Annotated in this window: 13 protein-coding genes; 3 read left to right on the forward strand and 10 right to left on the reverse strand. The window is 42.7% G+C overall.

The window, feature by feature from the left end; translation table 11 throughout:
- Positions 1-150 precede the first annotated feature (150 nt).
- From AC1DFM_RS26625 to AC1DFM_RS26645, 5 genes are all read right to left on the reverse strand, one after another.
- Positions 151-1,587 carry a SusD/RagB family nutrient-binding outer membrane lipoprotein gene (locus AC1DFM_RS26625; RefSeq protein ID WP_477079808.1) on the reverse strand — a complete coding sequence of 479 codons (1,437 nt, stop codon included), beginning with the start codon at positions 1,585-1,587 and terminating at the stop codon, positions 151-153.
- Between the two features lie 11 nt (positions 1,588-1,598).
- Positions 1,599-4,685, reverse strand: coding sequence for a SusC/RagA family TonB-linked outer membrane protein (locus AC1DFM_RS26630; RefSeq protein WP_477079809.1), 3,087 nt, complete (start codon positions 4,683-4,685; stop codon positions 1,599-1,601).
- 959 nt (positions 4,686-5,644) lie between these two features.
- The gene (locus AC1DFM_RS26635; protein WP_477079810.1) at positions 5,645-6,334 is read right to left on the reverse strand and encodes an IS1595 family transposase; all 690 of its coding nucleotides are present in this window, start codon (positions 6,332-6,334) and stop codon (positions 5,645-5,647) included.
- Positions 6,335-6,585: 251 nt separating this feature from the next.
- The gene (locus tag AC1DFM_RS26640) at positions 6,586-8,997 is read right to left on the reverse strand and encodes an efflux RND transporter permease subunit (protein ID WP_477079811.1); all 2,412 of its coding nucleotides are present in this window, start codon (positions 8,995-8,997) and stop codon (positions 6,586-6,588) included.
- 52 nt (positions 8,998-9,049) lie between these two features.
- Complete coding sequence (locus tag AC1DFM_RS26645; RefSeq protein WP_477079812.1) at positions 9,050-9,211, reverse strand: hypothetical protein; 162 nt, start codon at positions 9,209-9,211, stop codon at positions 9,050-9,052.
- Between AC1DFM_RS26645 and recO the strand changes: the two genes are divergently transcribed.
- The gene (recO, locus tag AC1DFM_RS26650) at positions 9,203-9,940 is read left to right on the forward strand and encodes a DNA repair protein RecO (RefSeq protein WP_477079813.1); all 738 of its coding nucleotides are present in this window, start codon (positions 9,203-9,205) and stop codon (positions 9,938-9,940) included. The two genes, AC1DFM_RS26645 and recO, sit on opposite strands and share 9 nt — an antisense overlap.
- Here recO and AC1DFM_RS26655 read toward each other — a convergent pair.
- The 4 genes from AC1DFM_RS26655 to rsfS all read right to left on the reverse strand — a co-directional run bounded on the left by AC1DFM_RS26655 (position 9,905) and on the right by rsfS (position 13,986).
- Positions 9,905-10,723 (reverse strand): UDP-2,3-diacylglucosamine diphosphatase, encoded by an 819-nt coding sequence (locus tag AC1DFM_RS26655; protein WP_477079814.1) that lies wholly within the window; start codon positions 10,721-10,723, stop codon positions 9,905-9,907. The genes recO and AC1DFM_RS26655 overlap by 36 nt on opposite strands.
- A 103-nt stretch (positions 10,724-10,826) precedes the next feature.
- Positions 10,827-11,462 (reverse strand): LutC/YkgG family protein, encoded by a 636-nt coding sequence (locus AC1DFM_RS26660; protein WP_477079815.1) that lies wholly within the window; start codon positions 11,460-11,462, stop codon positions 10,827-10,829.
- 8 nt (positions 11,463-11,470) lie between these two features.
- Complete coding sequence (ftsH, locus tag AC1DFM_RS26665) at positions 11,471-13,504, reverse strand: ATP-dependent zinc metalloprotease FtsH (protein ID WP_477079816.1); 2,034 nt, start codon at positions 13,502-13,504, stop codon at positions 11,471-11,473.
- A 77-nt stretch (positions 13,505-13,581) separates the two neighbouring features.
- Positions 13,582-13,986, reverse strand: a complete 405-nt coding sequence (rsfS, locus tag AC1DFM_RS26670; RefSeq protein WP_477079817.1) for a ribosome silencing factor — start codon at positions 13,984-13,986, stop codon at positions 13,582-13,584.
- 159 nt (positions 13,987-14,145) lie between these two features.
- On the opposite strand from rsfS, the gene AC1DFM_RS26675 reads away from it, so the two are divergent.
- A complete protein-coding gene (locus AC1DFM_RS26675; protein ID WP_477079818.1) occupies positions 14,146-14,889 on the forward strand; it encodes a biotin--[acetyl-CoA-carboxylase] ligase in 744 nt (247 codons plus the stop codon).
- A gap of 39 nt (positions 14,890-14,928) precedes the next feature.
- Here AC1DFM_RS26675 and AC1DFM_RS26680 read toward each other — a convergent pair whose 3' ends face one another.
- Entirely contained in the window at positions 14,929-16,497 is a 1,569-nt protein-coding gene (locus AC1DFM_RS26680; RefSeq protein WP_477079819.1) for a glycosyltransferase family 39 protein, read from the reverse strand.
- Between the two features lie 348 nt (positions 16,498-16,845).
- Here AC1DFM_RS26680 and AC1DFM_RS26685 point away from each other — a divergent pair, with 348 nt between their 5' ends.
- On the forward strand, positions 16,846-17,784 hold the full coding sequence (locus AC1DFM_RS26685) for an AraC family transcriptional regulator (protein ID WP_477079820.1): 939 nt from the start codon (positions 16,846-16,848) through the stop codon (positions 17,782-17,784).
- Positions 17,785-17,967: the final 183 nt, after the last annotated feature.

The following is a 17,967-nucleotide window of genomic DNA, read 5'->3' on the forward strand; positions in this document are numbered from 1 at the left end:
TATTTGGAAAGGTTGTGTAAGATGATTAGAATGGTTACATATATTTCACACACATATTTTATCTATAGAATATAATTTTGACTATATCTGGAATAAAAAAAGGGGACGCCGGCAGGCATCCCCTTTCTATTTGCAATAGAATAAATACTATTATTTAGTATCCCACCAAACCCGGTCTGTTAATTTACCTGGTTGCTGAGGTTGTTTATTCGTCTCATTTTCGGAAGCCGGATACAAGAATCGACGAGGAATGGTAGTGATTCCCTGATAAGCATTTTGCACTACTGTGAGCTTAGGAAGGTTTGTTCTACGCCAGTCGTTAAACGCTTCTAATGATAAGAAATTAGAAAGGTACTTTTCAGTCATAATGGTTTCATACGCATTAGCTGCTGTAAGAGTACAATGAGCTGTAATGTAGTTTTTTACGTCAGCGCTGTCTGGACTTAATCCAAATCTCTTCATGGATGCTTTAACAGCATCGATAAGGATTGGCTGAGCAGTAGCAAAGCCTGTTGTCAGGAATGTAGCTTCTGCTTTGATAAACAACAGTTCATCATACGTACCGAAATAAACAGTTTGTGCTTTACCGGTACCATCGCTTGTCCAGAGATCACCTACGGTGGAGATATTAGCTGCGGCATCCTGTTCGGCACCAATCACTCTACCTACATACTGACCGGCATTATTTTTTGTTGCGAATACTGGCAACCGAGGATCATTGCTGGCTTTCATTCTGTCAATCATGGTAGAAGACATCATAACGCTACCCCATGTATTGACAAATTGATACCATGGAGCTTCATTTCCTGCTGCTGTTCCAAAGGTTAAGCCAGCGTTATATGTTGCATCCGGAAAACTATTAGCCACCGCTGCAAGAGCCGCCGCTGCCTGTGCTGCTACTGTATGGCCAGGTGCATAAACAAGTCGTAGTGCATAACGGGCTTTTAACAGATTAGCAAACTTTATCCAACTGTCCATCTGATCATTTGTCGTAGTACCGTAGATAAGGTCCTTTGCATCAGGTTGGGAAATACTTTTATCCGGATTGGTCATCAATATGATAGAACTATCCAGCAAAGTGCCAATTGTTTTATAGATATTCTCTTGAGAATCATATTTAGGAGTCAGGTTACCGAACCCTTTAAAACCCTCAGAATATGGAATATCATTCCACAAATCTGTAGTAACAGCCAGTTCATAAGCCAACATCACTTTGGCAATACCTTCGAAATGGTTATTACCCTCGGTATGCGCTTGCGCTTCCAATAATTTGAGATTCATCAAATTACCCGGATACATATCAAAAGCCCAGGTATTTTCTACATCCGAAGCCGTTGATTTGTAAGTATCCCATTCAGGTGCAGGCTGATTATAAGCAAGTTGCTGCGTCCAGAACATTGCTGTACGGGCCGGATAACCACCAGTTATAGTAAAGGCAGTTCTCACCTCTACACCTGTAAGCAAAAGATTGTTATTCGCCCTTTGAGCACCGGCAGGGTCAGTATTAACATCGAGGAATTTTTTACACCCAGCACCTGTTAATAATACACCTGCTGTTATTATATACGTTGCTATCTTTTTGTTCATCATTACTTAGTTTAGAAAGTTAACTTCAAGGTTGCATTATAAGATCTCGTACTTGGCGAAACGTAGTTATAGAAACCACCTGAATTGCTACCTGCACCATATGTACTTAACTCTGGATCAGATCCGGTAAAGTGAGGTTTATAGATCCATAAGTTACGACCGGCAATAGAAAAAGTGGCCGCTTTGAGCAGTGTACGTTTCAGCAATTTAGCCGGGAAATGATATGCAAGTGTAACGTTTCTGAGCTTTACAAAGGTAGCGTCCTGAATCAGATTTTCATAGGTATCACCCCATGCCTGCCAGTATGCCTGATTTGTTTTAACAGGAGTAGTATTCTCTTTACCATCGCTTACTCTCACACCAGAATAGGTCATAGATCCTTCTCTGCTGTTAGTCAAACCACTGGTACCATAGAATGTCATATAGTATTCATCAAAATTGATTACCTGACCACCAAAGCGGCCATCAAATGTGAATGACAAGTCAATACCTTTATAAGATACGGTATTGGAAACTCCACCAATCCATCTTGGTTGTGTATTTCCAATAATAAAGGAAGTACCATCGTCCTGTATAGGCATACCATCATCATCAATCAGCAATTTACCCTGATCATTTCTTTTGTAGCGGGACCCTTTAATGGTACCGTATGGCTGACCAGCGATCAGATATATACCAGGGGTAGTAAAACCTCCAATCTGTATAGCAGAAACACCCTGAGAAAGGCTAACAATATCTCCTCTGTTTCTGGAGTAGTTAGCAGAAATATTCCAGGTGAAATCTTTAGACTGTACTGGTGTTGCATTTAAGGTTACTTCCACTCCTTTGTTGGTAAATTTACCAGCATTTACAGTGGCACTCTGGAATCCGCTACCAGCAGAGATCGTAGTGGTATAGATGAGGTCAGTACTTGTTTTGTTATAATAACTGGCTTCCAGACCGATGCGGTTATTTAACCATTTGGTTTCCACACCCACCTCAAATTCTTTGATACTTTCTGGCTTAAGATTAGGGTTGCCTAACAGGTTGTTATAGGCAAATCCGTTAGCACCACCAATTGGGAAGATAATTTGTCCACGTAAAGCATCTGAAATAGTTGCTTTGTAATAACTGTTCATAGTTTGGTAAGGGGAAGCATCATTACCAATAGCGGTGTATGCAGCTCTTAATTTACCAAATGATAACACTTTGCTATCTTTCAGACCTGGCATTTCAGAGAATACCCATGCTGCTGTTACAGAAGGATAAAAATAAGAGTTACCTCCCGGAGGTAAAGAAGAAGACCAGTCATTTCTACCTGTTAAGGTTAAAGACAGCATTCTGTTATATTCCAATACTGCCTGGCMATAAACACTCACCCTTCTTCTGTCGTAATAGGTTTTCTGAGAAGAAATTGTTTCACCATTGGTGATATCATAGAAACCTGCTACAGACAAACCTGTACCTTTTGTCAGTAAGTTGGTATAATGTTCTGAAATAACGTTATTACCCAACATCACAGTCAGGTCAAACTTATCCCAGCTTTTTCTTGCCGTTGCGTAAAAATCGTGGTTGATATTTTTATTCTCAATGATTTGATCATAAACACGACCATTAGGGAATCCTCCAGATAAAGATCCAGTTGCTTCAAAGAACTTACGGTTATCTGTATAAACGTCCGCACCAAGTCTTTCTGTCAGTGTCAACCAGTTCAAAGGAGTGTATACCAGGCTTACATTAGGGATAAAGCGACTCACATTCAGACGTAATCCAGTGTTGTCGGCAGTCCAGAATGGGTTATTGGCACTCGCCCGGAATATACGCTGGCTCTTATCTGGATTCAGATAGGGTTGCAGATTATAGCTTACCGGTGCGTTATATAATATAGCGAGGTAAGAAGTACCACCATCACCATTACCTTCCAGCAAACGATCGTTACGGGAATCAATATAATTGATCCCAACGGTAGCCTGTAACTTATCAGTAAAATGAGTAGAGAAATTACCGTAGAAGGAATTGCGGTAAAAATCGGTATTTCTGGTTACGCCTTCCTGTCTCAGGGAGGAATAAGATACCAGATAATTAGACTTCTCTGTAGCACCTGTCATGCTCAGGCTATTATCCCAGGTTGTTCCGGTTTTAAAGAAGGCTTTGCGAGGATCAAAATTTTGCGCTGGCTTACCATCCACCTTAAGGGTATCCATTCTGGCACCCCAGGAACGGGAAGTCTGGTGAGCAGGTGAACCATCTGCGAAATTACCGTTATTACCCTGTGACCAACGAGTCTGGAAATCTGGTAAAATTACTTTGTCGATGTTTAAACTGGAACCAACTGTAATACTAAGTGGGCTTCCTTTTTTTCCGGTTTTAGTAGTAATGATAACTGCACCACCGGCTGCTCTCGAACCATAAAGTGCAGTAGCAGAAGCTCCCCGAAGGATATTTACTGACTCTATGATATTTGGATCAATATCGATTCCTCTGTTTGGAGTAGTACCACCAGCAAGAATTGGATCATTATCTCCTTGTGGATTACCTGCACCGATTTGGTCGTTACTAATAGGCACACCGTCAATTACAAATAACGGCTGATTATTACCCGTTAACGAGGCACCACCACGTATAACAATGCGGGTACCACCACCGGGAACACCACTGGTGTTACTTACCTGTACACCGGCAACTTTACCCTGCAAACCATTCAGGAAGTTTACTTCCTTGGATTGCACGATGTCATCACCTTTTACTTCCTGAGTGGTATAGCCCAACGTACGTTTTTCACGTTTAATACCCAAGGCGGTAACTACCACCTCACTCAAATCTTTGTTATCAGCACCTAATGTTACATTAATAACACTCTCACCTGCCACTGGCACTTCTTTAGAGGCATAGCCAATGAAAGAAAAAACAAGTACTGAGTTAGGGGAAACCTCCAATTTGTAGGAACCGTCATTTGATGTCAGGGCACCTTTACCGGTCCCTTTAATGCCAACCGATACTCCAGGAAGTCCGGCGCCATCTTTTCCATCTGTTACTTTACCAGTGATTAATTTTGTCTGTGCATAGGAGTGCACAACACCGATGACCATAAGTAGCCATAAGAGTAATACTCTTTTCATAAGCAATTTAGATTTGTGAATATTTGACAGTTAACTAATAAAAAATGGAAGAATCAAATGACCAGTCTTGTCTTCGGGTTATTTACTGCAATTCTTCAATCCCAGATCCCTTCAAAATAACGATCTAGTACTCCTTTTTGGCCTCTTTGAAACTGTCCCTCTGTATAAGCAAATTTTAGTGTCGTAAAACTTTCTGAAGCTTTTAGACTTTGTTGATCCGGTTGTCTCGAATGTTAAATATTGTTTAATATTTCATTGCAATATACGGAATTAAAAAAATAATCCAAAAGAACTTTTTCCAAAAAAGCCTCGCGCTGTATTGACTTTCAGGTCCACTAGATAAAAATCAGGTAGATAAGTTATCAGTATAACCCAATAGCACCATGATAATAATACCCGAATATTTGAACAAAGTCTTTCACTTTTTGTTACCGGAACCGACGTCTGCAGAGACAAGACAAGAAATTACACCTTCCCCATAATCATGACTTTGTTGTTTCCTTAATCTTAAAAAATAAAAATCCATATCAAGGCTATAAAACCTGATTCAATACGTTTCCGTCTGAGAGTTGAACTAAAATGTAAGCTGGAATAACTTTAATGGTAGAGCTGGCAGAGTAGTATACGATACTTTAATAATAACTAACCATCAACTAAATCCATTGCGATTCATTCAATAAATCCACAACAGAAGTAATCGATTTCTTCCTCACAAGCAGTTTCCTTAACAATTTTTCAACCGGCTTCAAATATAATAATTCTTAACAAAAAATTAAGCTTAAGAAGTTGGCGATAACATTCAGATAACAACTTTTTAACACCCTGTTAACTTATACATATAAAACACAATACGTATAGACATGAAAATAAACAAGCGGCAAGATTACCGCCTGTACTCATCAACCAAAATCTAAATCGAGATTAATGTTGCCCCACCTAAAGTGGGGCACAATACCTTATCAGGAAAGGGTAAGTGGATATGTTTTCAACAACTCCAGCAATACCATAAACAGATCTTCATTACGGTGATTAAACCGGTATTCACACTCTTTCAGGTGCAAATACGCTGTATTACGGTTTAACCCCTTAAACTTAGCCAACCGGTGCTTGGTTAAGCCCCAGAAAGCATCTACATCATCCATCTGATGGGTATCAGTGGTTTGCCCCAATCTGTACAGGCGGTACTGACCTAAGTCCACCAAACCATTAAACCGGCGCAATCGCTCTGATGCCCCCTGCGTTTCCAATACGGAACGACCGCGGGTAGCAGCATGAATCATGGAACGGCTTACATCTGGGAGAATTTCGGTGTGCAACCTGTCTGAGGTTCTACAGATGCCGAAAATTACCGGCTTAACAATCCGGTCAACTTCCGGTTTTACGGCCACCAGCGTATCGCTGTCGTGGTCCGGGGTTAGGTCACTGGGCCTGCTGTCATAGGTTAAAACAGGAACAGGCGCAGGATGCTGCGTTTCGCAGTAGCGGGCTATCTGGTGTCGAAGCTTTTTCAGATAACTATTAATCGTTACCCTGCTTACACCGCTGATATTGGCTATCTGGGTCGCAGTCAGATCATCGGCAAACAGCCGCAAGATCTCCTTAAATTTGCGCTCGGATAAATGAGCGCCCTTTAAGTACTTATTTTTCATGAACTATGTGGTTAGAATGGCATTATAAACCTCATACTTTTTCATTATAATCCCCCCCCCTTTTTTACAAGCGGTGAAAAKGGCTTTTGAATGCTGTCTACTAGATTATTTCAGGGCCTTTTTTTGTCCATTTTAGCTAAATATTTAGCAGTCCACTGCGGATTACAGCCAATAATAAAGCCATCGGGGTAAACAGCTGCAGTAAAACTGCTTCCGTTTACCCCGATGGCTATAATTTTTATGTAGGAAACTTATTCTTTGTCGCTGATACCCAACTGCTCAATGTCGATATCTTCTTCTTCATCCAGCGTTTTCCATAACTCCTTCTTTTTCGCTTTCTTCAGCAACGCCTTCTCCATCCACAACAATAACGCCGGTAATATCGTCAGATTCGTAATCATAGCTACTACCAATGTTAGAGAAGTTAACCATCCCAACGCCTTTGTACCACCAAACTCAGAAAAACTGAAAATCATAAACCCGGCAAACAAAATAGCCGAAGTATAAATAATACTCAACCCAGTTTCATGAATCGTTTGTTTCACAGTTGCACTGATATCAAAGTCGTGACGCGGCAACTCCTGCTTAAAGTTCACCAGGAAACGAATAGTAACGTCAATGGCTATACCCAACGCCACACTAAATACCAATACTGTAGATGGCTTCAGTGGCACACCTGCCCAACCCATTACACCAGCTGTTACTACCAACGGAATAATATTAGGAATCAGGGAGATGATCAGCATTCTCCAGGAACGGAACAAATACAACATACACAGCATAATCAGTACAAACGCCAACACAATACTCTCGAGCAGCCCATTAATAATAAACCGGGTTCCCTCCTGAAATATAACGCTGGTACCCGTAAACGTTACCTTGTAATGCGCTGTATCAAAAATAGCCGTTACCCTGGGCTGCAATGAATCCAGCAATATCGGTAATTTCTGAGATCCCACGTCTTTCATATTCACACTCAGTCGCGCTACCTGCTTGGTACTATCCATAAACGAAGACACCAGCTTCGAAAACGTAGACGCCGGCCCAGCTGCATTACTGGCTCCTTTCATCCTCAGATAAGGCGCCAGAAAGCCCAGATCAAACTGATTCGGCACCGCATAGTTAGAGCTATCTCCATTATAATACGCCTGCTTGGCAAACTTGATCCCTTCCACTACTGATAAAGGACGGCCAAAATCAGGCTGGGAGGCTATCAACTGTGTTAACTCATCTAACTTATTCAGGGTCTGTAAATTCACCACCCCGTTTTTCTTTTTCGTATCCACCGCTATTTCCAACGGCATTACACCCTTGAAATTCGTTTCCAGGAACTTCAGATCCGTATACAATTTATCTGTATGAGGAATATCATCCAGCATATAACCAACCGACTGTAAACGCCCCATACCCACAATAGACAGGATCACCAACACCACACTAACACCGTATACCCATGGACGGTACTTAAACACCAGCGTATTCAGGAAATCCAGAATAGCCCCGAAGAAACGATTATCCAGGTAGGTAGTATGCTTACTTTTAGGTGCTGGTAAATAACTCAGCACAGAAGGAAGGAAAATAAAAGAGATCAGGAAGATGAACATAATATTCAACCCTGCTACTACTCCAAACTCTTTCAGGATGGCACTGTTGGTAAAGCAAAATACGCCAAAACCAATAGCAGCCGTGAGGTTGGTAAACAACGTCACAATGCCCATCCGCTGTATCATGTGTACTAATGCCCTTGTTTTATTAGCATCCTTGGCATACTCTGTATGATACTTACTTAAGAAGTATACACAGTTAGGAATTCCGATCACTACTATCAACGAAGGAATCAAACCCGTCAGCAAGGTAATTTTATACCCCATCAGTACAATCGTTCCTACCGACCAGATCACCCCAATAGCCACCACAATCATCGACATCAATACAGCACCAAATGAACGGAAAAACAGGAATAAGATCAATCCTGTTAACAGAAAGGATATTTTAAGAAACAATTTCAGCTCATCCGCTACTTTAACGGCCATGGCTGTACGAATAAGTGGTAATCCGCTCAAACGCACTTCTGTATGCTGCTTTTCCTGAAATGCATTGGCCAGTTTTGTAATTTCTTTCACCACCGCAGTACGCTTCGGTGAATTAAATACATCCTTATTCACATAAATAGCCATGAGATAGGCATGCGTATCCGGATTGTACAACAGGCCTTTATAAAACAGCAGCGTATTAAATGTTTTTGACAAACTATCAATGACCGCCTGGTTAGTCAAATCTCCCTTGAAAAGTAAATTCGCTTCCAGCTTTTGTGTACTGTCGTTCTTCACCAGGTTGATCGCCATGGGCACACTCATAATGTTTTCTACAGCAAAAACATTTTTCATGTCCTTGTTCAGCTGAACATAGTCCTTAAAAAAATCTGCCTGGAAAAACTTATCGGTTTGTACAGCGAGCATGAGCACATTCCCATCTCCCCCAAACTTGTTCTTAAACTCCTGGTATTCAAGAAACTTCGGATTATCATGTGGAATGGTAGCCACATAATCGTAAGACATTTGAACCTTACTGGCATAATAACCCATGAAGCCGGTACCGGCAAGCAGTAAAACAAGAAGCAATAATCGATATTTTAGCACAAAGCCTGCTAAACGTTGCCACATAAGGATTTCCTTTTTTAATGGGCGTAAAGGTAATTAAAATAGCTATTAGCTGTTAACCAACAGCGATGAGCTGGCCGGTTTTAGCTACCAGTTGCAGGCTTTTCACCTTCAGCCGGAGTACGGGCTTTCTTTGCGCCTGACAGATATCTCCGGTTTCACTAACACAGTTTGTATTAACTTGCACATTCATAGCGCCCATCGCTCCATGCTTCATAAAACACGCGGCATCGTACTACGCACGGTCAGGTATGGAGATACCAGCCTGATTGTAACCATGTTTACTGAACTTTTCGGAGTACAGTCATACATGGTAAATGGCGCGCGCTCATCTAAACCCAAAGCAGCCAAAGGAAATTTGCTGCAGCCAGGTAATATCCTGGAGCTGGTGGTATATCACAATGAAATCAGGAATCTGCAACGGATATCTGAATTTAAGCTGGCCTATATTTATCAGTCTGTACAACTGAATGTAGTAAAAAATACAGTAGCCCTGTATATGATAGAACTGCTGCAAAAGTGCCTGAAACAACCCGAGCAACAGCTGGATCTTTACTACTTCACTGAACACATCCTGCAACTGCTGGACATATCTGCGTTACCGGTAGTAGCCAATCTTCCTTTATATTTTACGTTAAAAGTAGGGGAGCAGCTCGGTTTCCGGCTCAATGGACGCTTTTCTGAATACACCCCGTATCTTGACTTACAGGAAGGCACCTTTACCGACTTACCACCGCATCACACTGATCACCTGGACGCACAGAGCAGTGAATTAACCGACCAGCTGTTTCAGTGCACAGAAATACAGCACCTGGCGGCGATTACGATGAATAAAGACAAACGAAGGAAATTACTGTATGCTTACCTGGATTTTTTCCGGCTGCACTTACCTGATTTCACGGAAATGCACTCACCGCCTATCCTGCACGAGATTCTGGACGCCTGATTTAGCGGCTTGCGCCCCAGCTTCCGTAAAGAACTTCAGGGTCACATCTTTGCCATCATACACAGCATAAGAGAAGTAATTCAGCCAATCGCCCAGGTTAATATAGCGACTGTTATCAGACACGGAAATATCGAGGGGTAAATGTCTGTGTCCGTATATGAAGTAATCGAAATGTTCCTTTTGTAATACTTCTTTACTGTAAATAGCCAGCCATTCATTTTCTGCTCCCAGGAAATGTTCCAGTTCCTGCCCGGTAGCAGCGCGACTTTTACGGCTAAAGTAATTAGCCAGGGAAATGCCCCATGCCGGATGGAGGGAGGAAAATAACCAGCGGCAAAATGGATTTCTGAATACTTTTTTGAGCATTTTATAGCCATGATCACCAGGACCTAATCCGTCGCCATGACCAATATAAAACCGTTTTTCACCAATGGTATACGTTTGGGGCTCATAGTACACCGGAATATTCAGTTCCTCTTCAAAGTATCCATTCATCCACATATCATGGTTCCCGATAAACACCGATATACCAATGCCTTTATCACTTAAAGCGGCCAATCGGCCCAGGATGCGGGTATAGCCTTTGGGAATAACGTGTTTGTATTCAAACCAGAAATCGAAGATATCACCTACCAGGAAAATATGTTGCGCATCCGGCTCTATCTCGTCGAGCCATTGGAGGAGCACTTTTTCGCGCTCTCTGCTGGCCGCAGCGTTGGGTGCACCGAGATGAAAATCAGAGGCAAAATATACTTTCTTATTGGCTGGTAAGAGGATGTCCATTGCTTTAAAACTGTTTAGCCTTTAGCGGCTAGCTTTTAGTAGCAAAGCGATGATTCGTTTTTCTGCTAAAGGCTAAAAGCTAAAGGCTAAATACTATTTTTATCTATTCGTCTACTAAAAATACATATACTTCTTTGGGGCCGTGAATGCCCACTACCAGTGTTTTTTCGATATCTGCTGTTCTGCTGGGTCCTGTTGCAAAGGAAATAGCAGACGGGAGATCGTTACCGTACTTATCTTTTAGTTTGCTCAGTGCATCTTTCAGGTCAAATACCAATTGATGCGTATAGGCAATCATGATATGTACGGGTGCATATACTGGTAATGCTCTGCCACTGGGTTGTGCTGCGCTGAGCACCACAGTTCCCGTACGTGCCACCAAATATTCACAATCGGTGATGGCTGCATCTGCTTCATGCATAGAGCCCTGGTTAAGGGGAGGTAATTCCTCTGTATGCATCATTTTCAACAGGGCAGGAGTTTGACAGAATACGTTGTGCCATTCTTTATTTTCACAAAGGGCACGTAAACTTTCCATCAGTTCACCTTTTCCTGTACAGAAAACAAATTTCCCCTGTAATTTGGTAAATTCTTCTGCAAACTTTAATTCAAGGCTCTCATTCTCGGTTCTGAAAACAGACGAGTTGCCCTCCGAATTTGGGAAGGGCAACTGTACTGACTGACTTAACGCATTCCGTACTCTCTTCAGAATATTTTCCTTAGCAGGAGAAATCTTCATATCACTATTTACGCATTAGCTGGTGATGGAGAAGGATTGATGATGTCTGACGGATGAACGCCATCAGTAGTCATACCTTCTTTATTCAGTAAATGTTCTCTGTGAACGTCGAAAGGACGTTTACCGATCAGTCTTTCCAGGTCGGCCTGGTATAAAACTTCTTTCTTCAGCAATTCTTCTGCCAGCACTTTCACCTGGTCCATTTTTTCGGTCAGCAGGCCTTTTGTTCTGATGTAAGCAGTAGCAATCAGTTTCCGTACCTCATCATCAATCAACTTGGAAGTTTCTTCAGAGTAAGGTTTGGTAAAGGATTGTTCGCTGTTAGGATCGTAGAAGGAAACATTACCTACTTTATCATTCATACCATATACTGTTACCATTGCATAGGCCATACGGGTAATTACCTGCAGGTCGTTTTGTGCGCCGGTGGATATTTTACCGAATACCAGTTCTTCTACTGCACGGCCGCCAAGGGTCATACAGATATCATCCAGCAATTGCTCGGTGTTGTATAAATATTGTTCTTTCGGAAGATATTGTGCGTAACCAAGTGCTGCAACACCACGGGGAACGATCGTTACTTTCACCAATGGATTAGCGTGTTCCAGGTGCCAGCCACAGATAGCGTGGCCCGCTTCATGGTAAGCGATAACTTCTTTCTCTTCCGGAGAAATGATTTTGTTTTTCTTTTCCAGACCACCAATCACACGATCAATGGCATCGTTGAAATCATCCATTTCAACCTGGGTTTTGCCTTTACGGGCAGCAATCAGGGCAGCTTCGTTACATACGTTGGCGATATCCGCACCTGCAAAGCCTGGTGTCATAGAAGCCAGCTTCTTCACATCGAGGTTAGGAGAAGTTTTGATAGGCTTTAAGTGCACTTCAAAAATAGTTTCTCTTCCGGCCAGATCTGGCTTATCGATGGAAATCTGACGGTCAAAACGACCTGGACGTAATAATGCGCTATCCAGTACATCCGGGCGGTTGGTAGCAGCCAGGATAATAATACCACTGTCTGTTCCGAAACCATCCATTTCTACCAGCAATTGGTTGAGCGTGTTTTCACGTTCATCGTTGCTCATCATCACGTTTTTACCTCTGGCACGACCGATGGCGTCAATTTCATCGATAAAGATGATACATGGCGCTTTTTCACGGGCCTGTTTAAACAAGTCACGTACACGGCTTGCACCCACCCCTACAAACAGTTCCACAAAGTCGGAACCGGACATAGAGAAGAAAGGTACCTGTGCTTCACCTGCCATTGCTTTCGCTAACAGGGTTTTACCGGTTCCCGGAGGACCTACCAGCAACGCGCCTTTAGGTATTTTACCTCCCAGGGCAGTATATTTTTTAGGATTCTTCAGGAAATCCACAATCTCCATTACTTCTACCTTGGCTTCGTCCAAACCGGCAACATCGTTGAAGGTGATGTTTACACGGGTACCTTTGTCGAACAGGGTAGCCTTGGATTTACCGATATTGAAGATACCACCCGGGCCACCACTACCACCGGCAGGGCCACCCATTTTGCGCATCAGTAATATCCATAAACCAATGATGAGAATGATTGGTAACAACAACTGGAAGATTGGTTCAAACCAGCTTTGACGCTCATCATAAGAGATCTTCACCTGATTTTCTACCGGAACACCTTCCTGTGCTTTATCAATATCTTTCTTAAAACTTTCTTCGCTACCAATGGTAAAGCGGTAATGAGGGCCTGGATTATCGCCGCCTAACCTGCTTTTGTTAACACCATCAAACTTAGGCTGTTTTAAAGAATCGGGTTTTATGTAGACTTCTACATATTTTTTGTTTACCACTACCAGCTTATCAACGTCTCCTGGCTTCAGATACTTGATCTGAAATTCCTGGAAACTGATCTCTTTGGTGGGGGCTCTGAAATTATCACCCCAAATGTTCATTGCTAAAAGGGCCAGGCCAATAAAGGCATATACCCAGTATATATTGAACTTCGGTCCTTTCTTAGGTGATTTCTCTGAACCCTTGTTGAAGTTATTGCCTCCTTTTTCCATAATCTTACGCTCCTTTACGGATGTTTATTGCAATCAGAATAATATGAATAATTAAATTCTATAACAACTGTTTTTGTTTAGTCTTCGAGGTGGTCCATTCTATCAGCATCGCTCCACATTTCTTCAAGGTTATAGAACTTCCGGTTTTCAGGTTGGAAGATATGTACAACAACATTCACATAATCCACCAGCACCCAGTTTTGTGAACTAAAGCCTTCATGCTTATATGGTTCCTCTGATGTATGCTTCTCTACCTCATCTGACACATAATCAGCAATGGCTTTCACCTGGGTACCTGAATTGGCTTCACATATAATAAAGAAATCGGCCACGGCTTCAGGAATCTGGCGTAGATCCAGGGATACGATATTTTCCCCCTTCTTATCCTGTATGGCCTTTATGATGGTGGTAAAAATTTCACTTTCTCTGGTCAGGCGTAACTGCGCCTTCTTTCTCGTGCTCAGAACGGTTAAGGGTGCCAATAAATCTCGTTTTTGTTAAAAATAATCTTTAATTGTCAAAGTTACTAAACAAGCAGTAATATAAGATGTTTAATCTCACCTGCGGGCCTCCTGAAATGTTAATTAAATAATAAAATGAATTACTTTTCGGGCCAGATATACAGACTAAAAAAGCTTCATGTGATAGGATACCCGTTTCATGTATTAGACGAAATAGACAGCACCAATAACTATGCCATGGCGCAGGTAAATTTGGGGCAGGTGACATCCGGAACGGCCTGGTTTACCAGCCACCAAACCGCAGGAAAAGGTACCCGTGGGAAGCAATGGTTAGCCCAACCGGGCGATATCAGTGCCCTCAGTATTGCGCTCCAACCGGCTATGCTGCCACTTTCCCGCCAATTTATGCTCAGCGTTTGCGTGGCATTGGCGGGCGCCGACTTCTTTGCTTCTTATGCCGGCGATGAAACCGTTATTAAGTGGCCAAACGACATTTATTGGCGTGACAGAAAGGCAGGAGGCATCCTGATTGAGAACGTGCTGCGTGGAAATTTGTGGCAATATGCCATTATAGGTATCGGACTCAACATTAACCAGGCCGCCTTCCCTCCAGAGCTACCCAATGCTGTTTCCCTCCGGCAAATTACCGGCAAAGGCCGGGAAGCCATTGATGTAGCCAAAGAACTGTGCACTTTCCTGGACAAAAGAATCCGGCAACTACAGCCCGCGAATTACGAGGCCTTGCTAAAAGAGTATACCAGCCGGCTTTTTCGCTGGCAACAACCAGCATTATACCGGAAAGACGGAGAAATATTTGAAGGCATTATCCGGGACGTACTTCCTGATGGACATCTTCAGCTGGAAAAAAACGGCGAGATGCTGCTATTAGGATTTGGAGAAGTAGAATTTATCCTCAGCCGGTAAAGCAATACATGCCGTCGCACGTCTTTTGCGGCGGCCTCCCTATTTAGTTTTCCCCTCATATTCCCCCTGTTTCTCCAGCGTCACCTGTTTCAGCCTCACTGGCAATGCCGGCGACAAACCTGATAACAGGTAAACATCTGCCCCATACCCATATTCACGGGAAAGCGTATCCTGCAACACACCTGTTTGCACAATTTTTCCGGCAAGCTTCAATGTTTCCCCCTGTGGGCGCTTCCCTACCTTGAGAATATAGCGGATACTATCCATTTCAGGGAACCAGTAAACATAATCCGCGTCAAACGACACCGCCAAAGGCATCTTGCCTTTATTATAATAATTCAGCGCACCAGCTTCCCCATAGTTGCTGGTAATAACCAGGGTATAGGGTCTGTCTGCTGCCGGGACCTGTTCCCAGGCCTGCAAAGCCAAAACGGCCAGTTGACGCCACCCCAGCATATCAGCAAAATCCTGTGGCAGTGGATGATCCTTGCCATCTTCCCACCGCAATAGCCCTAATGCCCGGAATTTACCCGCCTTTTCGCTGATCTCCGCAGGCTTCAATACAGGGAAAACAGCATTCACCAGTAACGCAAATGGCACCACAATAATAGCCACCCACAGCCACCGCAGATGCCGGGTCCAATCATGCGTAAAAATCCGCTCCCAATAAACGCTGCCGAAAGCCAGCAGTATCGGATACAACCCCAGCGTATAATAGCTTTTTGCCCGGAGATAGGTAAATAACATCATCGTGAGCACGTATACCAGCAATACAATGCGATAAGAACGGAAAGGACGATAAAGCAACAACCCTATAAAAGCTGCCACTACAATGAACGCACCGCCTATGAAGAAAATCAACTGGTCTGCCAGGAAGGAGATACGGCTTACATGTACCAACTGCGTTTCAGCCAACTCTTTCATATGATGCAATACCGGCAAGCCATGCTGGAACTGCCATACAATATTGGGCGACACGATTATCAAAGCAATGGCTAATCCAACATATAGATACTTATTTTTAAATACTTGCCGGTGCGACGATAACAACAAAGCGGCCAGCACACCCACGACTAAAAATATTATATTGTACTTATTAAGAATTCCTACACCAGTTACCACTCCCATCCATAACAACCATTTGTCTTTTCCGGTGTGCAACCATTGCAGGAGGCACCAGAACAATAAAGTCCAGGCAAGTATATCAAAAGAATTAGGTTGATATAATATGTTCACCCTACTCATCCCGGAACAAATAAATACCAGTGCTGCCAACACCTGAGCAAACCATCGCCCTCCCAGCATTTCCACCATCTTCCAAACCAAGACCATCGTCAATACGCCGTACAAGGCCGGAAAAAATCTTATCCAGAAAAAGCCATTACCTAACCATTGTATCACCAGGGAAGTAATGGCTGTAAAAGGAGGTACAGACAAATACCCGGAGGCCAGATGATTAGCCAGATCCAGGTGCAGGTATTCATCTCTTTGCAAATCATAATCGATACCACCTACTCCAAATTGAAAAGCCAGCTTGACCCCAATAATCAACAATAACAACCAAATGGGTGAGCGATGTGAGGATGGGGCTATCTTTGCTGTATTCATAAACAGGGAAATATTTTCTTTAATCATCTCATAAAAAAACGGAAATACCTGCGTTCAAGCAATGTATTTCCGTTGATAACTTATAGAATTTCTTGTTCAGTGGCATATGTGGCAGGCCGCTCTACATAGCAATCATCAGGGCTCGATGATAACAAGATTTTGGTTGATAAAGGCGTTAACAAATTGTGAAATTTTTTCTGTTCCAACAAAAATGAAATTGCAACATAGTTTCATTTTTAAAATACAGCCATATACAGCAAGGATTTGCCAGCCATCTTCTCCAGCAAAACTTAACATTGACAGATATACAGGATCTGTATTTATTCGGGAAATGATTAAATTTGGAGTATGCCTAAAAATAAAAATGCTTCCATTGAGCTACAAACAATTTCCGACTTTACTGATGACCTGCTCTTATATTCGCCCAAAGAATTAGTACCCAAAGCGCCACTGCGCGGGAGCTTCACCGTACAGCCAAGAACCGCTTCTCCCTGCGTGGATGAAGTAACAGCGAGCAGAAGAGACTATTACAAAATAAGTTTCTTCAGTAAAGGCAGCGGCATTTTCACAATGGGAGGGGAGCGCCATGAGGTAGATGGCCCTACGCTGCTTTTCCTCAATCCGCACGAAATAAAGACCTGGCGGCCTTCTTCTGAAGAGCATGAAGGATATTTCTGCATGTTCACAGATCTCCTGTTTGAATCACAAACATCACCGCAGGAAAACCTGTTACAACATCCGCTTCTACAACTGGGCGCCCAGGCGGTATTCAAACTGACCAATGAACAATGCGAATACATCCAGTCCATTTTCCGGCAACTGATAAGAGAATATAACGAAAATGCCGCTTTCAAACAGGAAGCCATTCTCATTTATCTGAAGTTACTGTTACTGGAAGGCAAACGCTTATCTTCCCAAACTGAACAAGTTCACCGGCAACTTTCTGCCGCCCAGATGCTGGCACATCGTTTTACTGATAAACTGGAAAAACAGTTTCCCATTGAATTCAGCCACAACCAGGTGAAACTGAAAACAGCCAAAGAGTTTGCACAGGTATTAAATACACATCCTAATCACTTAAATGCCTCTGTAAAACGAGCTACTGGTCGTACCGTAAGCGAGCATATTCGTCAGCGTATTTTACTGGAAGCCCGTTTACTCCTCATTCATACCGACTGGCAAATTGCTGAAATTGCCTGGTGTCTCGGCTTTGAAGACCCTGGTAACTTTACTCACTTCTTTAAAAATCATAGCAACGTATCTCCGCACGTTTACCGGGCGCAATAATGCTTTGATACTAACAATTATTCCTTTGTCCCCAAGAACTGGGGAAACTGTATCTGCACATACTTTTGCATCACTTTAAAGATGCCATGAAGTTGTTGAGTAAAGAGTATAAATAAAATACGAATTACGGCTTTGCAAGAAGAGCATAGCGAATAATTTCCGCGTTTACTATCTTCCCGCAAA

Source organism: Chitinophaga sp. 05T412 (genome assembly GCF_056396465.1).